Annotated in this window: 19 protein-coding genes; 10 read left to right on the forward strand and 9 right to left on the reverse strand. The window is 37.9% G+C overall.

Going from position 1 to position 17,175, the window contains the following annotated elements; genetic code table 11:
* The first annotated feature begins 8 nt into the window (after window positions 1–8).
* The 6 genes from dtd (at window position 9) to AQF98_RS06695 (ending at window position 3,804) form a co-directional block, all read left to right on the forward strand.
* Window positions 9–467, forward strand: coding sequence for a D-aminoacyl-tRNA deacylase (dtd, locus tag AQF98_RS06670; RefSeq protein ID WP_055131153.1), 459 nt, complete (start codon window positions 9–11; stop codon window positions 465–467).
* A 272-nt stretch (window positions 468–739) separates the two neighbouring features.
* Window positions 740–1,072: a nucleotide pyrophosphohydrolase gene (locus tag AQF98_RS06675; RefSeq protein WP_055131154.1), complete on the forward strand. Its 333-nt coding sequence runs from the start codon at window positions 740–742 to the stop codon at window positions 1,070–1,072.
* Between the two features lie 19 nt (window positions 1,073–1,091).
* The gene (locus tag AQF98_RS06680; RefSeq protein WP_055131155.1) at window positions 1,092–1,409 is read left to right on the forward strand and encodes a hypothetical protein; all 318 of its coding nucleotides are present in this window, start codon (window positions 1,092–1,094) and stop codon (window positions 1,407–1,409) included.
* A 1-nt stretch (window position 1,410) separates the two neighbouring features.
* On the forward strand, window positions 1,411–1,740 hold the full coding sequence (locus AQF98_RS06685) for a hypothetical protein (protein WP_055131156.1): 330 nt from the start codon (window positions 1,411–1,413) through the stop codon (window positions 1,738–1,740).
* On the forward strand, window positions 1,740–2,870 hold the full coding sequence (locus AQF98_RS06690; protein ID WP_055131157.1) for a glutathionylspermidine synthase family protein: 1,131 nt from the start codon (window positions 1,740–1,742) through the stop codon (window positions 2,868–2,870). The genes AQF98_RS06685 and AQF98_RS06690 overlap by 1 nt, the downstream gene beginning before the upstream one ends.
* Before the next feature lie 82 nt (window positions 2,871–2,952).
* On the forward strand, window positions 2,953–3,804 hold the full coding sequence (locus AQF98_RS06695) for a hypothetical protein (RefSeq protein WP_082434932.1): 852 nt from the start codon (window positions 2,953–2,955) through the stop codon (window positions 3,802–3,804).
* 76 nt (window positions 3,805–3,880) lie between these two features.
* Here AQF98_RS06695 and AQF98_RS06700 read toward each other — a convergent pair whose 3' ends face one another.
* The 9 genes from AQF98_RS06700 to AQF98_RS06740 all read right to left on the reverse strand — a co-directional run bounded on the left by AQF98_RS06700 (window position 3,881) and on the right by AQF98_RS06740 (window position 13,203).
* Window positions 3,881–4,453 (reverse strand): thioredoxin family protein, encoded by a 573-nt coding sequence (locus tag AQF98_RS06700; protein ID WP_055131159.1) that lies wholly within the window; start codon window positions 4,451–4,453, stop codon window positions 3,881–3,883.
* 26 nt (window positions 4,454–4,479) lie between these two features.
* Window positions 4,480–5,196, reverse strand: a complete 717-nt coding sequence (locus AQF98_RS06705; protein WP_055131160.1) for a 3-ketoacyl-ACP reductase — start codon at window positions 5,194–5,196, stop codon at window positions 4,480–4,482.
* Window positions 5,197–5,296: 100 nt separating this feature from the next.
* Entirely contained in the window at window positions 5,297–6,223 is a 927-nt protein-coding gene (locus AQF98_RS06710; RefSeq protein WP_055131161.1) for a lysophospholipid acyltransferase family protein, read from the reverse strand.
* 146 nt (window positions 6,224–6,369) lie between these two features.
* On the reverse strand, window positions 6,370–6,948 hold the full coding sequence (locus AQF98_RS06715) for an NAD(P)H-dependent oxidoreductase (protein WP_055131162.1): 579 nt from the start codon (window positions 6,946–6,948) through the stop codon (window positions 6,370–6,372).
* A 60-nt stretch (window positions 6,949–7,008) separates the two neighbouring features.
* On the reverse strand, window positions 7,009–7,572 hold the full coding sequence (locus tag AQF98_RS06720) for a Crp/Fnr family transcriptional regulator (protein WP_055131370.1): 564 nt from the start codon (window positions 7,570–7,572) through the stop codon (window positions 7,009–7,011).
* 124 nt (window positions 7,573–7,696) lie between these two features.
* Window positions 7,697–9,505 (reverse strand): translational GTPase TypA, encoded by a 1,809-nt coding sequence (typA, locus tag AQF98_RS06725; protein WP_055131163.1) that lies wholly within the window; start codon window positions 9,503–9,505, stop codon window positions 7,697–7,699.
* Between the two features lie 794 nt (window positions 9,506–10,299).
* A complete protein-coding gene (locus AQF98_RS06730) occupies window positions 10,300–10,752 on the reverse strand; it encodes a VOC family protein (protein WP_055131164.1) in 453 nt (150 codons plus the stop codon).
* 107 nt (window positions 10,753–10,859) lie between these two features.
* Window positions 10,860–12,092, reverse strand: a complete 1,233-nt coding sequence (locus tag AQF98_RS06735) for an exo-beta-N-acetylmuramidase NamZ domain-containing protein (RefSeq protein WP_055131165.1) — start codon at window positions 12,090–12,092, stop codon at window positions 10,860–10,862.
* Between the two features lie 301 nt (window positions 12,093–12,393).
* Window positions 12,394–13,203: an esterase family protein gene (locus AQF98_RS06740; protein ID WP_055131166.1), complete on the reverse strand. Its 810-nt coding sequence runs from the start codon at window positions 13,201–13,203 to the stop codon at window positions 12,394–12,396.
* A 160-nt stretch (window positions 13,204–13,363) separates the two neighbouring features.
* Here AQF98_RS06740 and AQF98_RS06745 point away from each other — a divergent pair, with 160 nt between their 5' ends.
* Genes AQF98_RS06745 through AQF98_RS06760 form a run of 4 tightly spaced genes read left to right on the forward strand, consistent with a single transcriptional unit; the run spans window position 13,364 to window position 17,141 of the window.
* On the forward strand, window positions 13,364–14,068 hold the full coding sequence (locus AQF98_RS06745) for an esterase family protein (protein WP_055131167.1): 705 nt from the start codon (window positions 13,364–13,366) through the stop codon (window positions 14,066–14,068).
* 43 nt (window positions 14,069–14,111) lie between these two features.
* On the forward strand, window positions 14,112–15,185 hold the full coding sequence (locus AQF98_RS06750) for a RimK family alpha-L-glutamate ligase (RefSeq protein ID WP_055131168.1): 1,074 nt from the start codon (window positions 14,112–14,114) through the stop codon (window positions 15,183–15,185).
* A gap of 27 nt (window positions 15,186–15,212) precedes the next feature.
* Window positions 15,213–16,316, forward strand: coding sequence for a carboxylate-amine ligase (locus tag AQF98_RS06755; protein WP_055131169.1), 1,104 nt, complete (start codon window positions 15,213–15,215; stop codon window positions 16,314–16,316).
* On the forward strand, window positions 16,317–17,141 hold the full coding sequence (locus AQF98_RS06760; protein WP_055131170.1) for a type 1 glutamine amidotransferase: 825 nt from the start codon (window positions 16,317–16,319) through the stop codon (window positions 17,139–17,141).
* Window positions 17,142–17,175: the final 34 nt, after the last annotated feature.

Genomic DNA, 17,175 nt, shown 5'->3' on the forward strand with positions numbered 1-17,175 from the left:
ATTTATATATGAGAGCAGTTGTTCAACGGGTAACACAAGCAAGTTGTACTGTAGATGATCAAATAACTGGGGCAATTGATAATGGTTTCTTGGTTTTGCTAGGCATTGAAGATGCCGACACGAAAGAGGACCTAGATTGGCTGGCACAAAAAATAGCCAACATGCGTGTTTTTGGCGATGAAAATGATTTGATGAACAAGTCGCTCACTGACATTGATGGAAACATTTTATTGATCAGTCAGTTTACTTTATTTGCGGCTACCAAAAAGGGAAATAGACCCGGCTTTACCCGAGCGGCAAGACCAGATAAAGCCATTCCGTTATATGAGGAAATGATTAAACAACTATCGACTTTAATTAACAAAGAGGTGCAATGTGGCATTTTTGGAGCCGACATGAAAATCAGTTTGTTAAATGATGGGCCGGTAACGATCATTATGGACACAAAGGATAAAGAGAATCATTAAGTTTAAAGTGGAAAGTTTAAAGCTCAAAGCTGAAGGCAGAAAGCGGAAAGCAGAAGGCTCAAGATAGGGAGTTGAAAGTTTAAAGTGGAAAGTTTAAAGCTGAAGGCAGAAAGCGAAAAGCACAAAGCCAAATGAACTAATGAGCCAATGAACAAGTGAGCCAATGAACTAATAAGCATCATGTCTTTATACTTTCTACTTAGTACTTTTTACTAATGAACTAACGAACAATTGAACCAATGAACTACTAAACCAATAAACCAAAATTAAACATGACCATAGAAGAGGCACAACAAACTGTTGACAATTGGATTAAAACGACTGGCATCCGTTATTTTAACGAATTGACCAATACTGCCATTTTAATGGAAGAAGTTGGTGAGGTAGCTCGGATCATGTCTCGCCAATACGGGGAGCAATCTTTCAAAAAAAGTGACAAAGAGGTCAATCTTGCAGATGAAATGGCTGATGTATTGTTTGTACTGATCTGCCTAGCCAATCAAACCGGTATTGACCTGAATGAGGCATTGCTTAAAAACCTAGAGAAAAAAACCATCCGCGATGCCGATAGGCATCAGAACAACGATAAATTGAAGCATAAATAACCTCTACATCAACCATTATATGAAAAGAATATTACCCTTACTCTTCATCTCATTGGCCTTAACGGCCTGTGGAGAGAAAAAAAATGAAGATATTGTAAAAGAGCCCAACAAGGAGGGTTCAATAGAAACCGTAGTGAGTGTAAAACACGATAAAGGTTTTGATATTTTAACTACAACCCACAAAGTTTGGGTAAAGAATAAATTGGATAAGGTATTGATTAAAGTTGACACCTTAGCTTCATTGGGCACAACCCTAGCCGAAGGTGAAGATGAAAATGGGCATAGCCAAAGAGCAGTAGTTCCGAAAGATTACGAATTTTATATTACTGTAAAATAGCATGAAGAAGAGCAAATATATCAGTCTGGTGCTGATTACGGCCGCCCTAGCTTCTTGTGATAAAAAAGAAAAGGGTTGGGACCAAGACGAACCTAAAGTTTACATGCGTTCTGATTCTACTGCAAGTTACAGTCGCTCTCACCATCATATTGCTGGTGCCCTGCTTTGGTATTATGCATTTAGGCCTTATGGCAGGTATAACAATGGTGTTTACAATAGAGCTGGCTATTACAGTGGCGGTATTGGCGAGCGCTCTAATATTGGATCAAATACAGGCAAATACGGCATTATCCGTGGTGGTTTTGGACATGGTGTTTCAGTATCTTCTTAATGGAAAGAATTAAAATTGAGCCAAGAAATAACTGGCAAAAGGAAGTAGAAAAATTGGGTTTTGGTTTTCACTCAACCAATATCCCCTATTGGGATGAAAGCGTGTACTATAAGTTTTCAATCAATGAAATAGACCTGATAGAAAGGGCTACAGCCGAGCTTTGGGACATGTGCCTGAGTGCTGTTCAATATGTAATTGACCAGAAGATGTATGCCAAATTCCATATTCCAGAATGGATTATACCTGATTTAGAAAAATCATGGAACAACGATGCGCCTTCTATTTATGGTCGATTTGATTTTGCTTATAAAAATGGGCAGTTAAAGTTATTAGAGTTCAATGCCGATACCCCAACCTCTTTATACGAAGCAGGAATTGTACAATGGTTTTGGCTACAAGATTTTGATCAAAGCAAAGACCAGTTCAACTCTATCCACGAAAAGTTAATTGCTTATTGGGGAGTATTGAAAAACTACCTCAACCCTGGCAAACTGCATTTTACCTGTGTAAAACAAAGTTTAGAAGATTTAACCACAAGCGAGTATTTAAGAGATTGTGCCATTCAGGCTAAACTAGATACGCAACTGGTTTTTATTGACGATTTGGGCTGGGACAGCTATAAACAGGTTTTTGTTGACTTGGAGGATGAAGAGATCAGTAATATCTTTAAGCTTTATCCTTCTGAATGGTTGTTAAATGAAAACTTTGGCAAAAACATTATCGAAGACCGAAACAATACCTTATGGATTGAACCCTTCTGGAAAATGATCTTGTCTAACAAAGCGATCTTACCTATACTTTGGCAATTGTACCCTTATCATCCTTACCTGCTCAAAGCTTATTTTGATCAGGGCGATTTACAGAGTTATGCCAAAAAACCACTCCTTTCTAGAGAGGGAGCAAATATCGAATTGTATCAAGCTGGGGTATCATTTGCGCAAACCAATGGCGAATATGGTGCTGAAGGCTACATCTACCAAGAGCTTTTCGAACTACCTAATTTTGAAGGCAATTATCCATTAATTGGAAGCTGGGTAATAGGGCAACAGCCTGCTGGCATTGGCTTAAGAGAAGCCAACCAATTAATTACCGATAACAAAAGTAGATTTGTTCCGCATTTGATAGGTTAATCCCAAGCTATTTATTTAACATAAGCAACCTTTATTCACATCCTGACGTAACTATTAGTGAAAACTAATTTTAAACAAAATCATGATGTTAATTTATCTAAGAAAAAATTCGATCACCTTACTATGCCTTGCACTGGTATTTACTTTAGCCTGTAAAAAGAAAACTGAGGTTGAAGTTCTAAAAGAAAAAAAGGGAATCCAAATTGCAAATGATGCAAAATTTGGCGCTGTTTTAACTGATAGCACTGGAAAAACCCTTTACTTTTTTGCTTCCGATGTTGCTGGTACTACCAATTGCACCGGAGCTTGCGAAACCACATGGCCACCCTATTACTCAGCAAATGTCAGTACAGATCTAAATGTAAAAACTACCGAAATAAACACCATTGTTCGTGCCGATGGGAAAAAACAAAGTACCTACAAAGGCTATCCATTATACTACTATAAAGATGATGCAGAAATAGGTCAGATTAAAGGAGATGGTGTTGCAGGAATTTGGTTTGTGGCTAAACCAGATTACTCACTTATGGTGGCCAATGCACAATTAACTGGTGCAAATGGAAAGCAATATACCAAAACTTATGTTGAAGGTACTGGCAAAACAGTTTATTTTACCGATGCTGCTGGCCGTACTTTATATGCATTCTCGCCAGACAAGAACAATAAGAATACCTTTACAACAGATTTAACAAAAAATGGCATTTGGCCTATTTATGAGGCTGAACTTAAAAGTCTGCCTTCTGTAATTACAAAAGACCTTGTTGGTGTTATTGACGTAACCACAATTGGCAAAAAACAGCTTACCTATAAAGGCTGGCCACTTTATTATTTTGCACAAGATGCAGTTAGAGGCGATAATAAAGGAGTAAGCATTGGTGCTGCACCCGGATTTTGGCCCGTATTAACAGTGGCTTCTACTGTTGCACCTAATTAAAAGAATTTGGCGTTAAAAGTAAGCGGCCCGAAATTAATTTCGGGCCGCTTACTTTTTAAATCAACTATATGTTAAATTATCCTTTAAAACTTGGATCGTTCTTTCTGAAGCGGGCATAAATTTGATCTAGCTCGTCTTTATTCAATTTGGTGGTGAGTTTCAAAGCCCTCACAAATTCATCCACTTCTACTTTAGCAGCCGGACAACCTACAATCTCTTTTCCTTTTGTTTCGAAACCAGTACCTTCAGGTCGTAGATGAGAGTCGACCAATAATTTTCCATCGGCATCAAAGATAAACCATAGTGGAATACCAAATCCGTCACTATTGTATTTCTTGATCATGTCCATTCCGCCAGGATTTTCGTTTAATTTCTTTTTGGCATCATTCTCCATTACGGTAATGTGTTTGATCACGAAACTCTTATCAAAAAGCGGTTTCATTGCTGGTTCATTCATGGCATCATCCATTTTATGGCACCAGCCGCACCAAGAAGCATGGAACATGATAAATACTTTTTTCTTTTGCGCCTTTGCCTCTTTCATCGCCTCTTTTAAAACCTCATCAGCAGATGGTGGTGTGGTTTGCGCAAATACTGTATTAACCGTTAAAACGGTAATCAGTAGCAATAATAAATTTTTAATTTTCATAGTGGTTTTAGTTAGCTATCTTAAAGTTAAGGATTAGTTGACCAAATACCACTTTCTTTAATAAATACTCTTCTATTTAATTTCAACTGCGCAATTAATAATTCTGCAAAGTCTTCTGCCTGCATTACTTTATCTGGGTTACCATCTGTTAGGTTCAGATCAATAGCCATATCTGTAGCTACTGTACTAGGCAGCATGGTGCTTACCCTAATGTTATGTTTACGTACTTCTTGCATCAAAGACTCAGATAGGCCAATTAAACCAAATTTAGATGCACTATAGGCACTGGTTAATGCTGAACCATTTTTGCCTGCCGTTGAAGAAATATTAATGATATCACCAGTCTGTCTTGTTATCATTTCTGGTAGTACTGCACGAGTTACATAATAAACCCCCATGATATTAACATCAATAATCTCTTTCCATCTTTGGGGTTCCAGTTCCATAAACTTTCCAAAAGAGGCAATACCAGCATTGTTCACTAAAATATCAATAGTACCAAAGGCTAATTTAACACTCGCTACCGCAGCATTTACAGCGGCCATATCAGCAACATCTGCAATTGCAATGGTTGTATTTACCTGATAGGCTTTTAATTCGTCAGCCACGCTAATTAGATCTTTCTCTGTTCTACCTACCAAAGCAACATTAACACCCTCTGCAGCCAATGCAATAGCTATTGCTCTACCTAAACCCTTGCCTGCGCCCGTAATCAGTGCGTTTTTCCCTTGTATCGATTCCATAATTCTATTTTAAGCCACTAAAGTAGCAAAAACAGAAAAAGCACCGGTTGGGTTGGTGTCAATTTTTTGTGCAATTTAAAAGGATAAAGAATACTGCGAATTAAATTACAGTTTCAGAAACTGAAAAATCTTTTGATGAAGTTTTTGGAAGGGTCTTTTCTGGTTTATATTTCCATCTGCGATGGCTCCACAACCAATATGCAGGCTCTGCTTTGATCATCTCTTCCAAACAACGCGTATGCAGCTCTGTAATTTCAAATTCAGCAGTCTTTGCAGGCTCTAAACAGATCGGCACACAATCTACCTCATAATAGCCACGTTTGATGTAGCTCATTCTTAAATAGAATACGGGCCTATTGGTTTTTTTTGCAATTTTTTCAATCCCCAATTGAACAGCAGCTTCTTGATTCAAAAGCGTAGTCCAATAATGAGAATCTTCTCTTGATGGTGACTGATCACTTCCAAAAGTAAACATGGTTGGTAAATTTTTGCTAGACTGGATTGCTCTAATGGTTTGACGCATCGAAATCATACGGTTACCAAACCGACTCCTCATTTTCAAAAACCAGTTGTCAAAAACTTCGTTATTTAAAGGCTTGTATATTGGATAATGTTGTCCAGAAAAGGCCATTCCAATACCCACACATACCCATTCGTAATTACCATAATGTGAAGCGCAAAAGAGCACACTTTCGTTGTTCTTCAAGTAAGCCTCCACCAGATCAACATTGGTAAATCTCATCCGTTTACGGAGTTCCTTTTCAGAAATGCTTTCCAGCTTAATCACCTCAAAAATCAATGAAGCTAAATATTTAAAAAACTTTTTCTCTATTGCAATAATCTCTTCTAGTTTCTTTTCGGGAAAGGAGTTGAGCAAATTTTCTCTCACTACTTTTTTACGATAACCAAAAACATAATAGATTAATACATAAAAGCCATCTGCCATCAAGTGTAAAATACGCAAGGGCAGTAGCGATAATGTTGTTAAAAAAAATACACCAAGGTAAGAAAACCCTTTTTGGATCATAGTGTTTGGTTTGTTCGGTACAAAATTAGCTTTGCAACGCAAAAAAACACCATTAAATTGCCAGATTATTATTCAAATCGTCCATTTTTGAATTTGCAATGACAAAACAGGGCTCTCAAATTGCAACATTATTGACATACAATAACTTAACTCATTCTTAACCCCATCTGATATACTTTTTGAACCCATTGTGCTCTTTGTGCTGCTGTAGCTTTTTTAACAATACCAACATAAGTAACTTTTACAGGTTTTACGCCACAAAATTCGAGCACTGCTTTTCTGAGCTGGTTTACACTTGGTCTGCCAAACATTAAGCGATAATACCATGAAGGTTGATCTAAAGTAGTAATGATCCTAGCTGTTTTGCCTGTAAATAGCTTATCCCACCAAACACTATTTTCTCTATACTTAAAAGCAATACCTGGTAGAAACACCCGATCAATAAAACCTTTCATTAGCGCTGGCAAGCCTCCCCACCATACAGGATGTACCCAAACCAAATGGTCGGCTTGTTTAATTTTGGCCAAACTCTCTACCAAATCTGGCTCTAGTTCTATTCTTTTCTGGTAACCAAAAGCTAAATTAGGGTCGAAATCCAAATCACCCAGATGGATAATGGAAACATTGGCTCCCGCCTCCACTGCTCCTTTTTGATAAGCTTCGGCCAGTGCAAAATTTAAACTTTCTTTGTTGGGATGACCATTGATGATCAGTATGTTTTTCATATGTACTGCTATTTAGCACAAAACTATACTTAGCCTTTTATTTTTTAGGTAGACAAATGTCTATAAATGCACTTCTTTTCTTAAACGGCTCAAGTGCCGAGGTGTAATGGCCAAAAAAGAAGCTAGATACTGCATCGGAATTTGTTTGATATACTCAGGATGACTTTCAAAAAGAGCCAAATAGCGTTCTTTTGCAGTATCCTTTTGGTACATGAATACTCTCTTTTCTAAATGGATATATTGTTGCTCTGCAATTGTTTTAAGAAGTTTTATTCCATTTACGTTTTCTTCTGCCCATGCATCGAGTTCGCTTTTTTTCAATACCAATAATTCTACTGCACTCATGGCCTGAATATTTTCTTGGCTTGGGGCTCCTGTAATCAGAGAGGAGTATGCTGTCATAAACTGATCAGGAAAAGTAATGCAATAGGTAAACTCTTCTGCAGCTTTAGAAGTATAATAAGAACGCAAAATACCACTCTTAATAAAAGCCACTTCATTACAAACTTTGCCTTCGGTAATAAAGAAATCTCCTTTTTTTAAAGTGCGTGGTTTAGCTTTTGCAACCAGCAATTCTATAGCTGCAGCAGATAAGAGATTAAAGGATAATAAATGATTTTTCAACTTCTGGTTTTGATGTTGCAAGGTAATTAAATCATTCCGTAGGCCAAACCGAAACTATTTTTAACAAAAAAATCCCGAAAGCTTTTACACTTTCGGGATTTTATATTTATGATCCGCTCGTTACTTACGATTGGAATTGTTTGCCTTTTACTTTACGCTCATTCTCTGTTAAATAGATTTTACGTAAACGCATGCTCACAGGAGTAATCTCGATATACTCATCAGCTTGGATATATTCCATTGCTTCTTCTAACGAGAATTTGATTGCTGGTGCAATACGTGTGTTATCATCTGTACCAGAAGCACGCATGTTGGTTAAAGCTTTTCCTTTTACCACGTTAACTACCAAGTCATTGTCACGGATGTGCTCACCCATAATTTGTCCTTCGTAAACGTCAGCTCCTGGATCAACAAAGAAACGGCCTCTATCTTGTAATTTATCAATAGAATAAGCAGTAGTCATTCCTTTATCCATAGAAACCAATACACCATTTAAACGACCAGGAATTGTACCTTTCCAAGGCTCGTAAGCTTTGAAACGGTGCGCCATAATCGCTTCACCAGCAGTAGCAGTTAATACGTTGTTACGTAAACCGATAATACCACGTGCAGGGATTTCAAATTCTAAGTGTTGTAAATCACCTTTTGGTTCCATGATCAACAACTCGCCTTTACGTTGCGTTACCAATTCAATTACTTTACCAGCAACATCACCAGGTACATCTACAATTAAAGTTTCGATAGGCTCGTGTTTTTTACCATCAATTTCTTTAACGATAACTTGTGGCTGACCTACTTGAATTTCGTAACCTTCGCGACGCATAGTCTCGATCAATACTGATAAATGGAGAATACCACGACCATATACCAACCAAGAATCAGGAGATTCTGTCTCAACCACTTTAAGGGCCAAGTTTTTCTCCATCTCTTTCATTAAACGGTCTTTGATACGTTGTGAAGTTACCAATTTACCTTCTTTACCAAAAAACGGAGAGTTGTTAATGGTAAACAACATGTTCATGGTAGGCTCATCAATTTTGATTACCGGCAATTGTTCTGGTGCCTCAAAATCAGCAATCGTATCACCAATATCAAAACCTTCAATACCTACAACAGCGCAAATATCTCCAGATTTAACTTCGGTTGTTCTAATTTTACCTAAGCCTTCAAAAGTATATAATTCTTTTACTCTAGATTTAACCATTTTACCATCACGTTTAATCAACGTTACGGGTTGGTTTTCTTTAATTGAACCACGGTGTACACGTCCAACAGCAATACGACCTACAAAAGATGAATAATCTAATGAAGTGATCTGCATCTGTAAAGTACCTTCGTTAGATGGTGCTGGTGGAATAGTAGCTACCACAGTATCTAACAATGCAAAAATATCTGTAGTTGGTTTTTGCCAATCTGTACTCATCCAACCTTGTTTAGATGAACCATAAATTACAGGGAAATCTAATTGGTCTTCAGTAGCTTCTAAGTTAAAGAAAAGCTCAAAAATTTGCTCGTATACCTCTTCTGGTCTACAGTTTTCTTTATCAACTTTGTTTACAACCACAATTGGTTTTAAACCTAAAGCCAAAGCTTTTTGTGTTACGAAACGCGTTTGAGGCATTGCACCTTCAAAAGCATCACACAATAACAATACGCCATCGGCCATTTTCAATACACGCTCAACCTCACCGCCAAAATCCGCGTGACCAGGAGTATCAATGATGTTAATTTTTACGTCTTTGTATTGTACTGAAACGTTTTTAGATACGATAGTGATTCCTCGTTCACGCTCCAAATCGTTGTTGTCCAATATCAAATCTCCTGTTTGTTCGTTGTCACGAAAAATAGAACAAGAGTGTAAAATCTTATCAACCAATGTAGTTTTACCGTGGTCAACGTGTGCTATAATAGCTATATTTCTAATCTTTTGCATAAAATGCGCCTATAAATTTGGCGCAAAGATAAGGTTTTTTATTGAATTTTTATGGGTTTCACTCACTAAAAATGAGATTATATTTTTGTTAAATTTTGATTGTCAATAGTTTGGGAGAAATCCAAGACAAATGAAACATGTAGGCACACCGTTCACATAAATTTGTTCATATTTAACCTTTTATCAGCTGTTGTGGTGTAGTTAAAATATCAGCAAAGCAAAACCAATACTCATCGGCAACTGCAGCCCCGCTTTCCATTACAAGTCCTCACTACGTTGCGGGCTTTTCATTACAATCGGGTTTATTTAACAAAGCTATTTGTGCTTGGCAACATACAAATTGCAACCCTAAATAGTAGTACAGCCCTGTGTTAGCTAAACGGGATTGAAATGGAAATCCTTTTTGTATGCTGAGCTTGTCGAAGCACAAAAAGATTGGAATGTAAAGCCCGGCTAACATTAAAAAGAGAATAGTAACCTGCTTTCCTGAACCCTTGGCAAATGCAAACGGAGGCCATTTATTGAGTTTTCAGAAAAACATTGTTTATGGTTCTTCGGCATCCGTTCCAATCAGGTTTATATTACAAAACCAGTGGTTCTTGGTAAAAGCAGCCCTAAATAGTTGTACAAACTTTTGCTATATAAACGGGATTGAAATGGAAATCCTTTTTGTTGCGAAGCACAAAAAGATTGGAATGTAAAGCCCGACTAACATTAAAAAGAGCTTAAAAACTTGCTTTCTTGAATCCTTAGCAGATTTATCCTATCATAAACACAATTGGCACTTATAGCATCTAAGAGGTTAACCGCAGCCAATCGTCATAAGAAACCACGCCTAATTCCGGTCGACCTTCACCTTCTAGTATCGCAATAAATTCTAAATCGTGCCCATCTGGATCTTTAAAATAAATAGCAAGAGCTGGCATCCAAGCAAAAACCATTGGCTGTTCGCTTCCATCTTTTAAGAAATTATAGGGTTTTAGGTTGCTGTCTTTTAAAAACTTAACCGACTGATGCAGTACATCATCAACACTACACCTAAAGGCAAAATGCCTAATGTCTATTTCTGCTTTGGGTTTTTCCCATAAACCCAACATTGCACCTTTGGGCTCACCAACCCAAAAAAAGGCAATCTTACGTTCGTCGTTGTAACCGCACTCGGTTAAACCCATTACATTTTTATAAAAATCTATCGATCTTTCTAAATCTTCCACAAAAATGTGGGTTTCAAATAATCCTTGTATCATTTGGTAAAACTAAACAATACCAAAGGGTGTTAAAAATCAGTTCTATCGATCATTACATCAATAAAATTGATAGTTAAATCTATCTTATGTAGAAAATGAAAAATTAATTAATCTGGATATAAAAGATACTTTGCTCGTATTGCCTTAAACTTTTTTAATCCCGGCTCCCAGCTTTTTCTAATTTCAGCTTCAGATACCCCTGCTATGATCTGCTTCCTCAATTGATCGGTACCTATACGCAAATCAAAAGGAGACACACCTGTATTGGCTCTTTCCTGACCGAAAAATTTGGCTTTGTCTGGATACGCATTATATAGCTCAATTAACCATGATAAGTTAATTTGACGACTCTTGCGTAAACTACCAATATCGTATTTACGAAGATCGAGCCCATAGCAAACAACATCTTTATGATTTGGCCGCTCGCTCATTCCAGGAATACCTACCGGTTTGTATGAAAATGAATACTTGCCCTCTAAAGCTGGTGCTCCCAAAATGGTAAATGGCATATAAGTTCCACGGCCTTCATTGATAGCTGTTCCTTCAAACATACACAAACTCGGGAAAAGCATTACCGCTTGCTGTGTATTTAAATTTGGAGATGGATTTATTGGTAGTACATAAGACATGTCGTGGTTATAATTGGCAACTTTGATCACCTTTATTTTGCATTTTTCTTTAAGATAGCCCTCGCCATTAAGGTATTGTGCAAACTCTCCTATGGTCATGCCGTGGGTCATGGGTGTATAATGGATCCCGATGGCCGATTTAAATTTATCATCAGTCATTACTGGCCCATCTACTACATATGCATTAGGATTTGGCCTATCGAGAATTAGCAGTTCTTTGTTGTTTTCTGCACAGGCCTCCATCACATACTCCAATGTATTGATATTGGTATAATAGCGGCAACCCACATCTTGAATATCAAATACCATAAGATCGATATCTACCAATTGTTCTTTTGTTGGTTTTTCGTTTTTGCCATACAAAGAGATAATCGAAATGCCAGTTTTAGCATCTCTCTCGTCGCCCACTACAGCTCCATTGCTGGCATTGCCTCTAAAACCATGCTCAGGGCCAAATACTTTTACAATATTAATTCCAAGACTCACTAAACTATCTACACTACTTTTCTTACCAATTATTGAACTCTGATTTGCCACTAGGCCAATTCGTTTCCCTTTTAGATAAGACAAATACTTTTCAGTTTGGTCGGCACCTGTAATAATCCCCGGCTTTTTGACTGTATTTTGGTTTGCCGATGCAGTTTCTGTGGTACATCTAATGTTACTGATACCCAGAAGTATCAAACATAATATTGAAGTCAATCTCATCATTTTTTAGAAGCTTTATAATTTCTTTATGGTTTGTTAGTGTGATATATGAGTTTCCAGGCTACAAGAGCTAAATTAGTAAATTTGGCTAAAGTATCACCAATTATTAACTCCAGTTGCCAGTTATTTAGAGAGTTGCTTTATTTTGGACAATAAAAAAGGGGCTCTTTTCAAAAACCCTTATTTGTTGTTAAGCGATATCACAAATTCTCATTGGATCACTTTCGATCAGTGCTCCAAATTCATTCCATATATCAATTCAAACTTTCTCTTTGAATGAAAAACTTAAAACACTTAGGATAGGCTATTTAGAAAAAGCCCAAGTTAAAAAGGCAGGCATTGCTTTGGCCCAGGTAGGCACATCGTGTTTACCACCTACCATTTCATAATAAAAAATATCATGAGGTCTTTTATAGCCTTTTTTCATCAGCTCTTTAACAACATCGATCGTGTCGTCTATAGAATCGATAATGAAATTATGGTTACGGTCTGCCGATTCATCATTTGTACCAGTCATTAACCAGAATTTAACCGCAGGATTGGTTTTGGTATCGCGAATCATCTGATGTAAGATACGGTCATCATCTGTATAACCTGCATTCAGGTCTTTTTTTCTCCACCAAAAAGAGCCAGAAAAAACACCAACTGCATCAAAATAGTTATCGTTATTCCAGGCAATGTCAAATGCGGTTAGCCCTCCTAAAGAGAAACCTGCAAATGCTCTTCTGCCATTAATGGTTACATCAACCTCGCTTTGCACGTAAGGCAACAGTTCTTTAATTACAAAGTCGGTATAGGCTTGTGCTTTTGAGCCTCTTTTTTTGAAATCAGGTTTACCCGCCACACCATATTCTAAAACGCGTTCATTACCTGCTTTAATCCCAATCACAACAGTTGGCTCGATTTTCCACTTTTCATAAAGTGAATTTAACATGTTTTCCATGTCCATTTGAGCAAGGTCTTGCCCATCGTTCAATAATAATAAGTTTACACGCTCATTCCCAAACAAATTTTCGGGGCTGAAGATTTCTAACTCAACTTCTCTTTTTAGATAAACAGACTTAAACTGATGGGTTGTTTTGATAACGGTAGGTAATGTTAATGTGGTGTACATAGGCTTTCTCACTAATCTGCCGCAAAGGTACAAATCTTGATAAAAAATAAGTTAGGGTGTTATTTTTTTTACATAAAGTACAGATTTATAGCAATAAATAAATTTATTTTTTTGTGTTTGATCTAGTTTTTTATACCTTAAAGTATCTAAATGAAAGGCCGTGAAAGAAGAATTAAAAGAGTGGTACAGTCCGAACCTAAATAAAGATATCAAAACGCTAGTCTTCGGGCATGGTGGATATCCCATCCTACTCTTCCCTACCAGCATGGGAAGTTACTTTGAGAACAAAGATTTTAAATTGATTGATGCGGTTCAAGGCTTTGTAGATGATGGCAAAATAAAAATTTATTGCCCAGACGGGATTGATAAACTAAGTTGGTACAACAAAGAGGTGCATCCGGCCGATAGAGTTAAAAACCATATCTGGTATGATAAATTCTTGCTAGAAGAATTGGTTCCATTAGCGAAACATGAAACTGGCTTCGATAAAGTGATTACTGCGGGCTGTAGCTTTGGTGGTTACCACGCTGCTAATTTTGCCTTCAGGCATCCTTGGGTAGTTAGCCATTTGTTTAGCATGAGTGGGGCATTTGACATTTCTGGTCAACTGGATGGTTTTTATAACGACGATGCCTATTTTAATAATCCGGTAGATTTTCTGCCCAATGATATCAACCCTGAACTTTGGCACTTAAAAATTGTGTTGGGCACTTCAGATAGAGACATGTGCAAAGCTGACAATGAAAAATTATCAGGCATTCTACAGCAAAAGGGAATCAACCATTGGTTAGACATTAGACAAAATGCAGACCACGACTGGCCCACCTGGCGACAAATGTTCCCAACATATCTATCACAACTATAGAATCAAAAAACGCTTAACTTAACCCTAAAAAACACCACCACTTATGAAAAAAATAGGAATCTTATTTGGACAAGAAAGGTCATTTCCGCAGGCTTTCGTTGATCGGGTAAATCAAAAAGCTGTAGATGGCATTACCGCCGAATTTGTAAATATCAGCAAAGTTTTTCAAGCTGAGCAGCCAGAATATGCGGTAATCATCGATCGCATTTCGCAAGATGTGCCCTTCTATAGAGCTTATCTAAAAAATGCCGCAATGGGCGGAACAGCCGTGATCAATAATCCATTTTGGTGGAGCGCAGACGAGAAATTTTTTAACAACGCCTTGGCCGTAAATATTGGCGTGCCTGTTCCAAAAACCGCTTTAATTCCATCAAGAGAGCACCCTGACGACACCACAGAAAAATCTTTCAGCAACCTGGCCATGCCAATGGATTGGGATGCGATTTTTGAGTACACGGGTTTTCCTGCTTACATGAAACCGTTTGATGGCGGGGGCTGGAAAGAAGTTTACAAACTGCACGACAAAGAGGATTTCTTTGACAAACACAGCCAGACCAAACAAACAGTAATGATGTTGCAAGAAGAGATCATGTTTGAAGAATACTTTAGATGTTATTGCATTGGGGGCAAATATGTACGCATTATGCAATACGAGCCACGCAACCCGCATCATTTACGTTATGTAATTGACGGGCCAAAACCAAGTGAAAAATTGCTCAAAACAATAGAAGAATATACACTTAAACTTAACAAGTATTTAGGATACGATTTCAATACTGTTGAATTTGCGGTTCGTAACGGCGTGCCAATTGCAATTGATTTTTGTAACCCAGCACCTGATGCAGGCGAAGAAAGTGTAGGTGCAGAAAACTTTGAATGGGTAGTAGAAACCGCAGCAACTTATGCCATAGAAAAAGCCAAGGCCCAAAAATTTGGTCAAGACAATTTAACTTGGGGTGAGTATATCAAAACATCGGCAGCTGGCACAACCTTAACTGGTAAGGATAAAACAAGTACAGCAGCAAAACCTAAAACCACAAAAGCACCTGCTAAAAAAGAGGCCGCGAAAGCCAAAGCTACACCAGCAGCTAAAAAGGCAGCACCAACTAAGAAATAATTGAGCTAACATAACCAGGGAATTAAGATGATGAATGAATTTACGCTCGGAATTGAGGAAGAGTACATGGTAATTGATCCCGTTACCAGAGAATTAACCTCACATGACCAGAAAATAGTAGAATCTGCACAAAAGATCCATAAAGATCAAGTAAAAGCAGAAATGCACCAAGCTGTAGTAGAAGTAGGTACTGGCATTTGCCACAACACTGATCAGGCCAGAAAAGAGATTTCGCAATTGCGCTATACCGTTTCACAATTGGCCGGAGAACAAGGCCTACGCATTGGTGCAGCGGGCACCCACCCGTTTTCTCATTGGGAGAAACAATTGATTACCGAGCACCCACGTTACAGTGAAATTGTAAATGAACTGCAAGAGGCCGCCCGCTCTAATCTGATTTTTGGCCTGCATGTACACGTAGGTTTTCAATCGCGTGAGCTGGCCATCCATATCGCTAACCAAGTGAGGTATTTTTTACCCCATGTATTTGCCCTCTCTACCAACTCTCCTTTTTGGGAAAGTAGAAACACAGGTTATAAATCTTTCAGAACGAAGATTTTTGACAAGTTTCCGCGTACAGGTATTCCAGATATTTTCAATAGCATAGAAGATTACGACAACTATGTTAAATTATTGATCAAGACCAATTGCATGGACAATGCAAAAAAAATATGGTGGGACATCCGTGTACATCCATTTTTTGATACCGTAGAGTTTCGCATTTGCGATTGCCCCATGTTAATTGATGAAACAATGGCCTTTACTGCGCTGTTTCAGGCCTTGTGTGCCAAATTGTATAAACTCCGTTTACAGAACATGGAATTTATCAGCTATTCAAGGGCACTGATTAACGAAAACAAATGGAGAGCGGCTCGTTATGGTATTGATGGAAACCTGATCGATTTTGGTAAAGAGATGGAAGTAAATTGTAGAAACCTGATCTTAGAATTACTTGATTTTGTTGACGATGTAGTTGACGAATTGGGCAGTAGAAACGAAATCAATTATGTACATAAAATTTTAGCAAATGGTACTGGAGCAGATCGGCAGTTAGCGGTATATGAGCAAACAGGCAGCTTTGAATCGGTGGTAGATTACATTACCACACAAACATTAATAGGCGCAGGATAAATGAGTGAGAAAAAAATTAAGGTTGCAGTTATAGACATGAACAACGGGTTCCCAAATCAGGGAATGAGAGGGATTCAAGAACTGCTTCAAAGCTATCGTGAGCAATCACAATTAAACATCACCTACGATCTTTTCGATTTAAGACAAAAAGGAGAAATACCAGACCTCACTTACCACATCTACATTTCGAGTGGTGGGCCGGGCAGTCCGTTTGATGGCGAAGGTGAAAAGTGGGAACACGACTTTTTCTTCTTGTTAGATGAAATAGAAGGGTTTAATGCCAAAAACGATGACAAAAAGCATGTTTTTTTGATTTGCCACTCTTTCCAGTTGGCCTGCAGAAAGTATGGCTTAGGCACTGTGACCAAAAGAAAATCTAATGCATTTGGCATTTTCCCCATCAACTTAACACCTAGTGGCGAAGAAGAAATTGTATTTGATGGATTACCAGACCCTTTTTACTCTGTCGACAGTAGAGATTGGCAAGTGATACAGCCTAACGAAGAAGATTTTGAGCAAAAAGGAGCTAAGATTTTGGCCATTGAAAAAGAACGTCCACATGTAGCATTAGAACGCTGTTTAATGGCTATTCGCTTTTCAGACCAGATTATCGGCACACAATTCCATCCAGAGGCAGATCCCATTGGTATGAAAATGTATTTGTTGCAAGAAGAAAAAAAAGCAGCCATTATAGAGAACCACGGGGACGATAAATATTTTGATATGCTCAATAGTCTGGATGATCTCGGTAGAATTACATTGACGCAAAGTGTGATCTTACCCAACTTTTTAAATCAAGCCATTCATGCATTGCAAGAAGTTTAAATACTGAGATTTTATACCTGTTTATTGTCATCCT

Source organism: Pedobacter sp. Hv1 (genome assembly GCF_001412215.1).
In the GTDB taxonomy this organism is placed as follows: domain Bacteria; phylum Bacteroidota; class Bacteroidia; order Sphingobacteriales; family Sphingobacteriaceae; genus Pedobacter.

Coding starts and splice junctions, on each gene's coding strand:
- dtd (WP_055131153.1), top strand. CDS start 9: ATGAGAGCAGTTGTTCAACGGGTAACACAAGCAAGTTGTACTGTAGAT.
- AQF98_RS06675 (WP_055131154.1), top strand. CDS start 740: ATGACCATAGAAGAGGCACAACAAACTGTTGACAATTGGATTAAAACG.
- AQF98_RS06680 (WP_055131155.1), top strand. CDS start 1,092: ATGAAAAGAATATTACCCTTACTCTTCATCTCATTGGCCTTAACGGCC.
- AQF98_RS06685 (WP_055131156.1), top strand. CDS start 1,411: ATGAAGAAGAGCAAATATATCAGTCTGGTGCTGATTACGGCCGCCCTA.
- AQF98_RS06690 (WP_055131157.1), top strand. CDS start 1,740: ATGGAAAGAATTAAAATTGAGCCAAGAAATAACTGGCAAAAGGAAGTA.
- AQF98_RS06695 (WP_082434932.1), top strand. CDS start 2,953: ATGATGTTAATTTATCTAAGAAAAAATTCGATCACCTTACTATGCCTT.
- AQF98_RS06700 (WP_055131159.1), bottom strand. CDS start 4,453: ATGAAAATTAAAAATTTATTATTGCTACTGATTACCGTTTTAACGGTT.
- AQF98_RS06705 (WP_055131160.1), bottom strand. CDS start 5,196: ATGGAATCGATACAAGGGAAAAACGCACTGATTACGGGCGCAGGCAAG.
- AQF98_RS06710 (WP_055131161.1), bottom strand. CDS start 6,223: ATGATCCAAAAAGGGTTTTCTTACCTTGGTGTATTTTTTTTAACAACA.
- AQF98_RS06715 (WP_055131162.1), bottom strand. CDS start 6,948: ATGAAAAACATACTGATCATCAATGGTCATCCCAACAAAGAAAGTTTA.
- typA (WP_055131163.1), bottom strand. CDS start 9,505: ATGCAAAAGATTAGAAATATAGCTATTATAGCACACGTTGACCACGGT.
- AQF98_RS06730 (WP_055131164.1), bottom strand. CDS start 10,752: ATGATACAAGGATTATTTGAAACCCACATTTTTGTGGAAGATTTAGAA.
- AQF98_RS06735 (WP_055131165.1), bottom strand. CDS start 12,092: ATGATGAGATTGACTTCAATATTATGTTTGATACTTCTGGGTATCAGT.
- AQF98_RS06740 (WP_055131166.1), bottom strand. CDS start 13,203: ATGTACACCACATTAACATTACCTACCGTTATCAAAACAACCCATCAG.
- AQF98_RS06750 (WP_055131168.1), top strand. CDS start 14,112: ATGAAAAAAATAGGAATCTTATTTGGACAAGAAAGGTCATTTCCGCAG.
- AQF98_RS06755 (WP_055131169.1), top strand. CDS start 15,213: ATGATGAATGAATTTACGCTCGGAATTGAGGAAGAGTACATGGTAATT.
- AQF98_RS06760 (WP_055131170.1), top strand. CDS start 16,317: ATGAGTGAGAAAAAAATTAAGGTTGCAGTTATAGACATGAACAACGGG.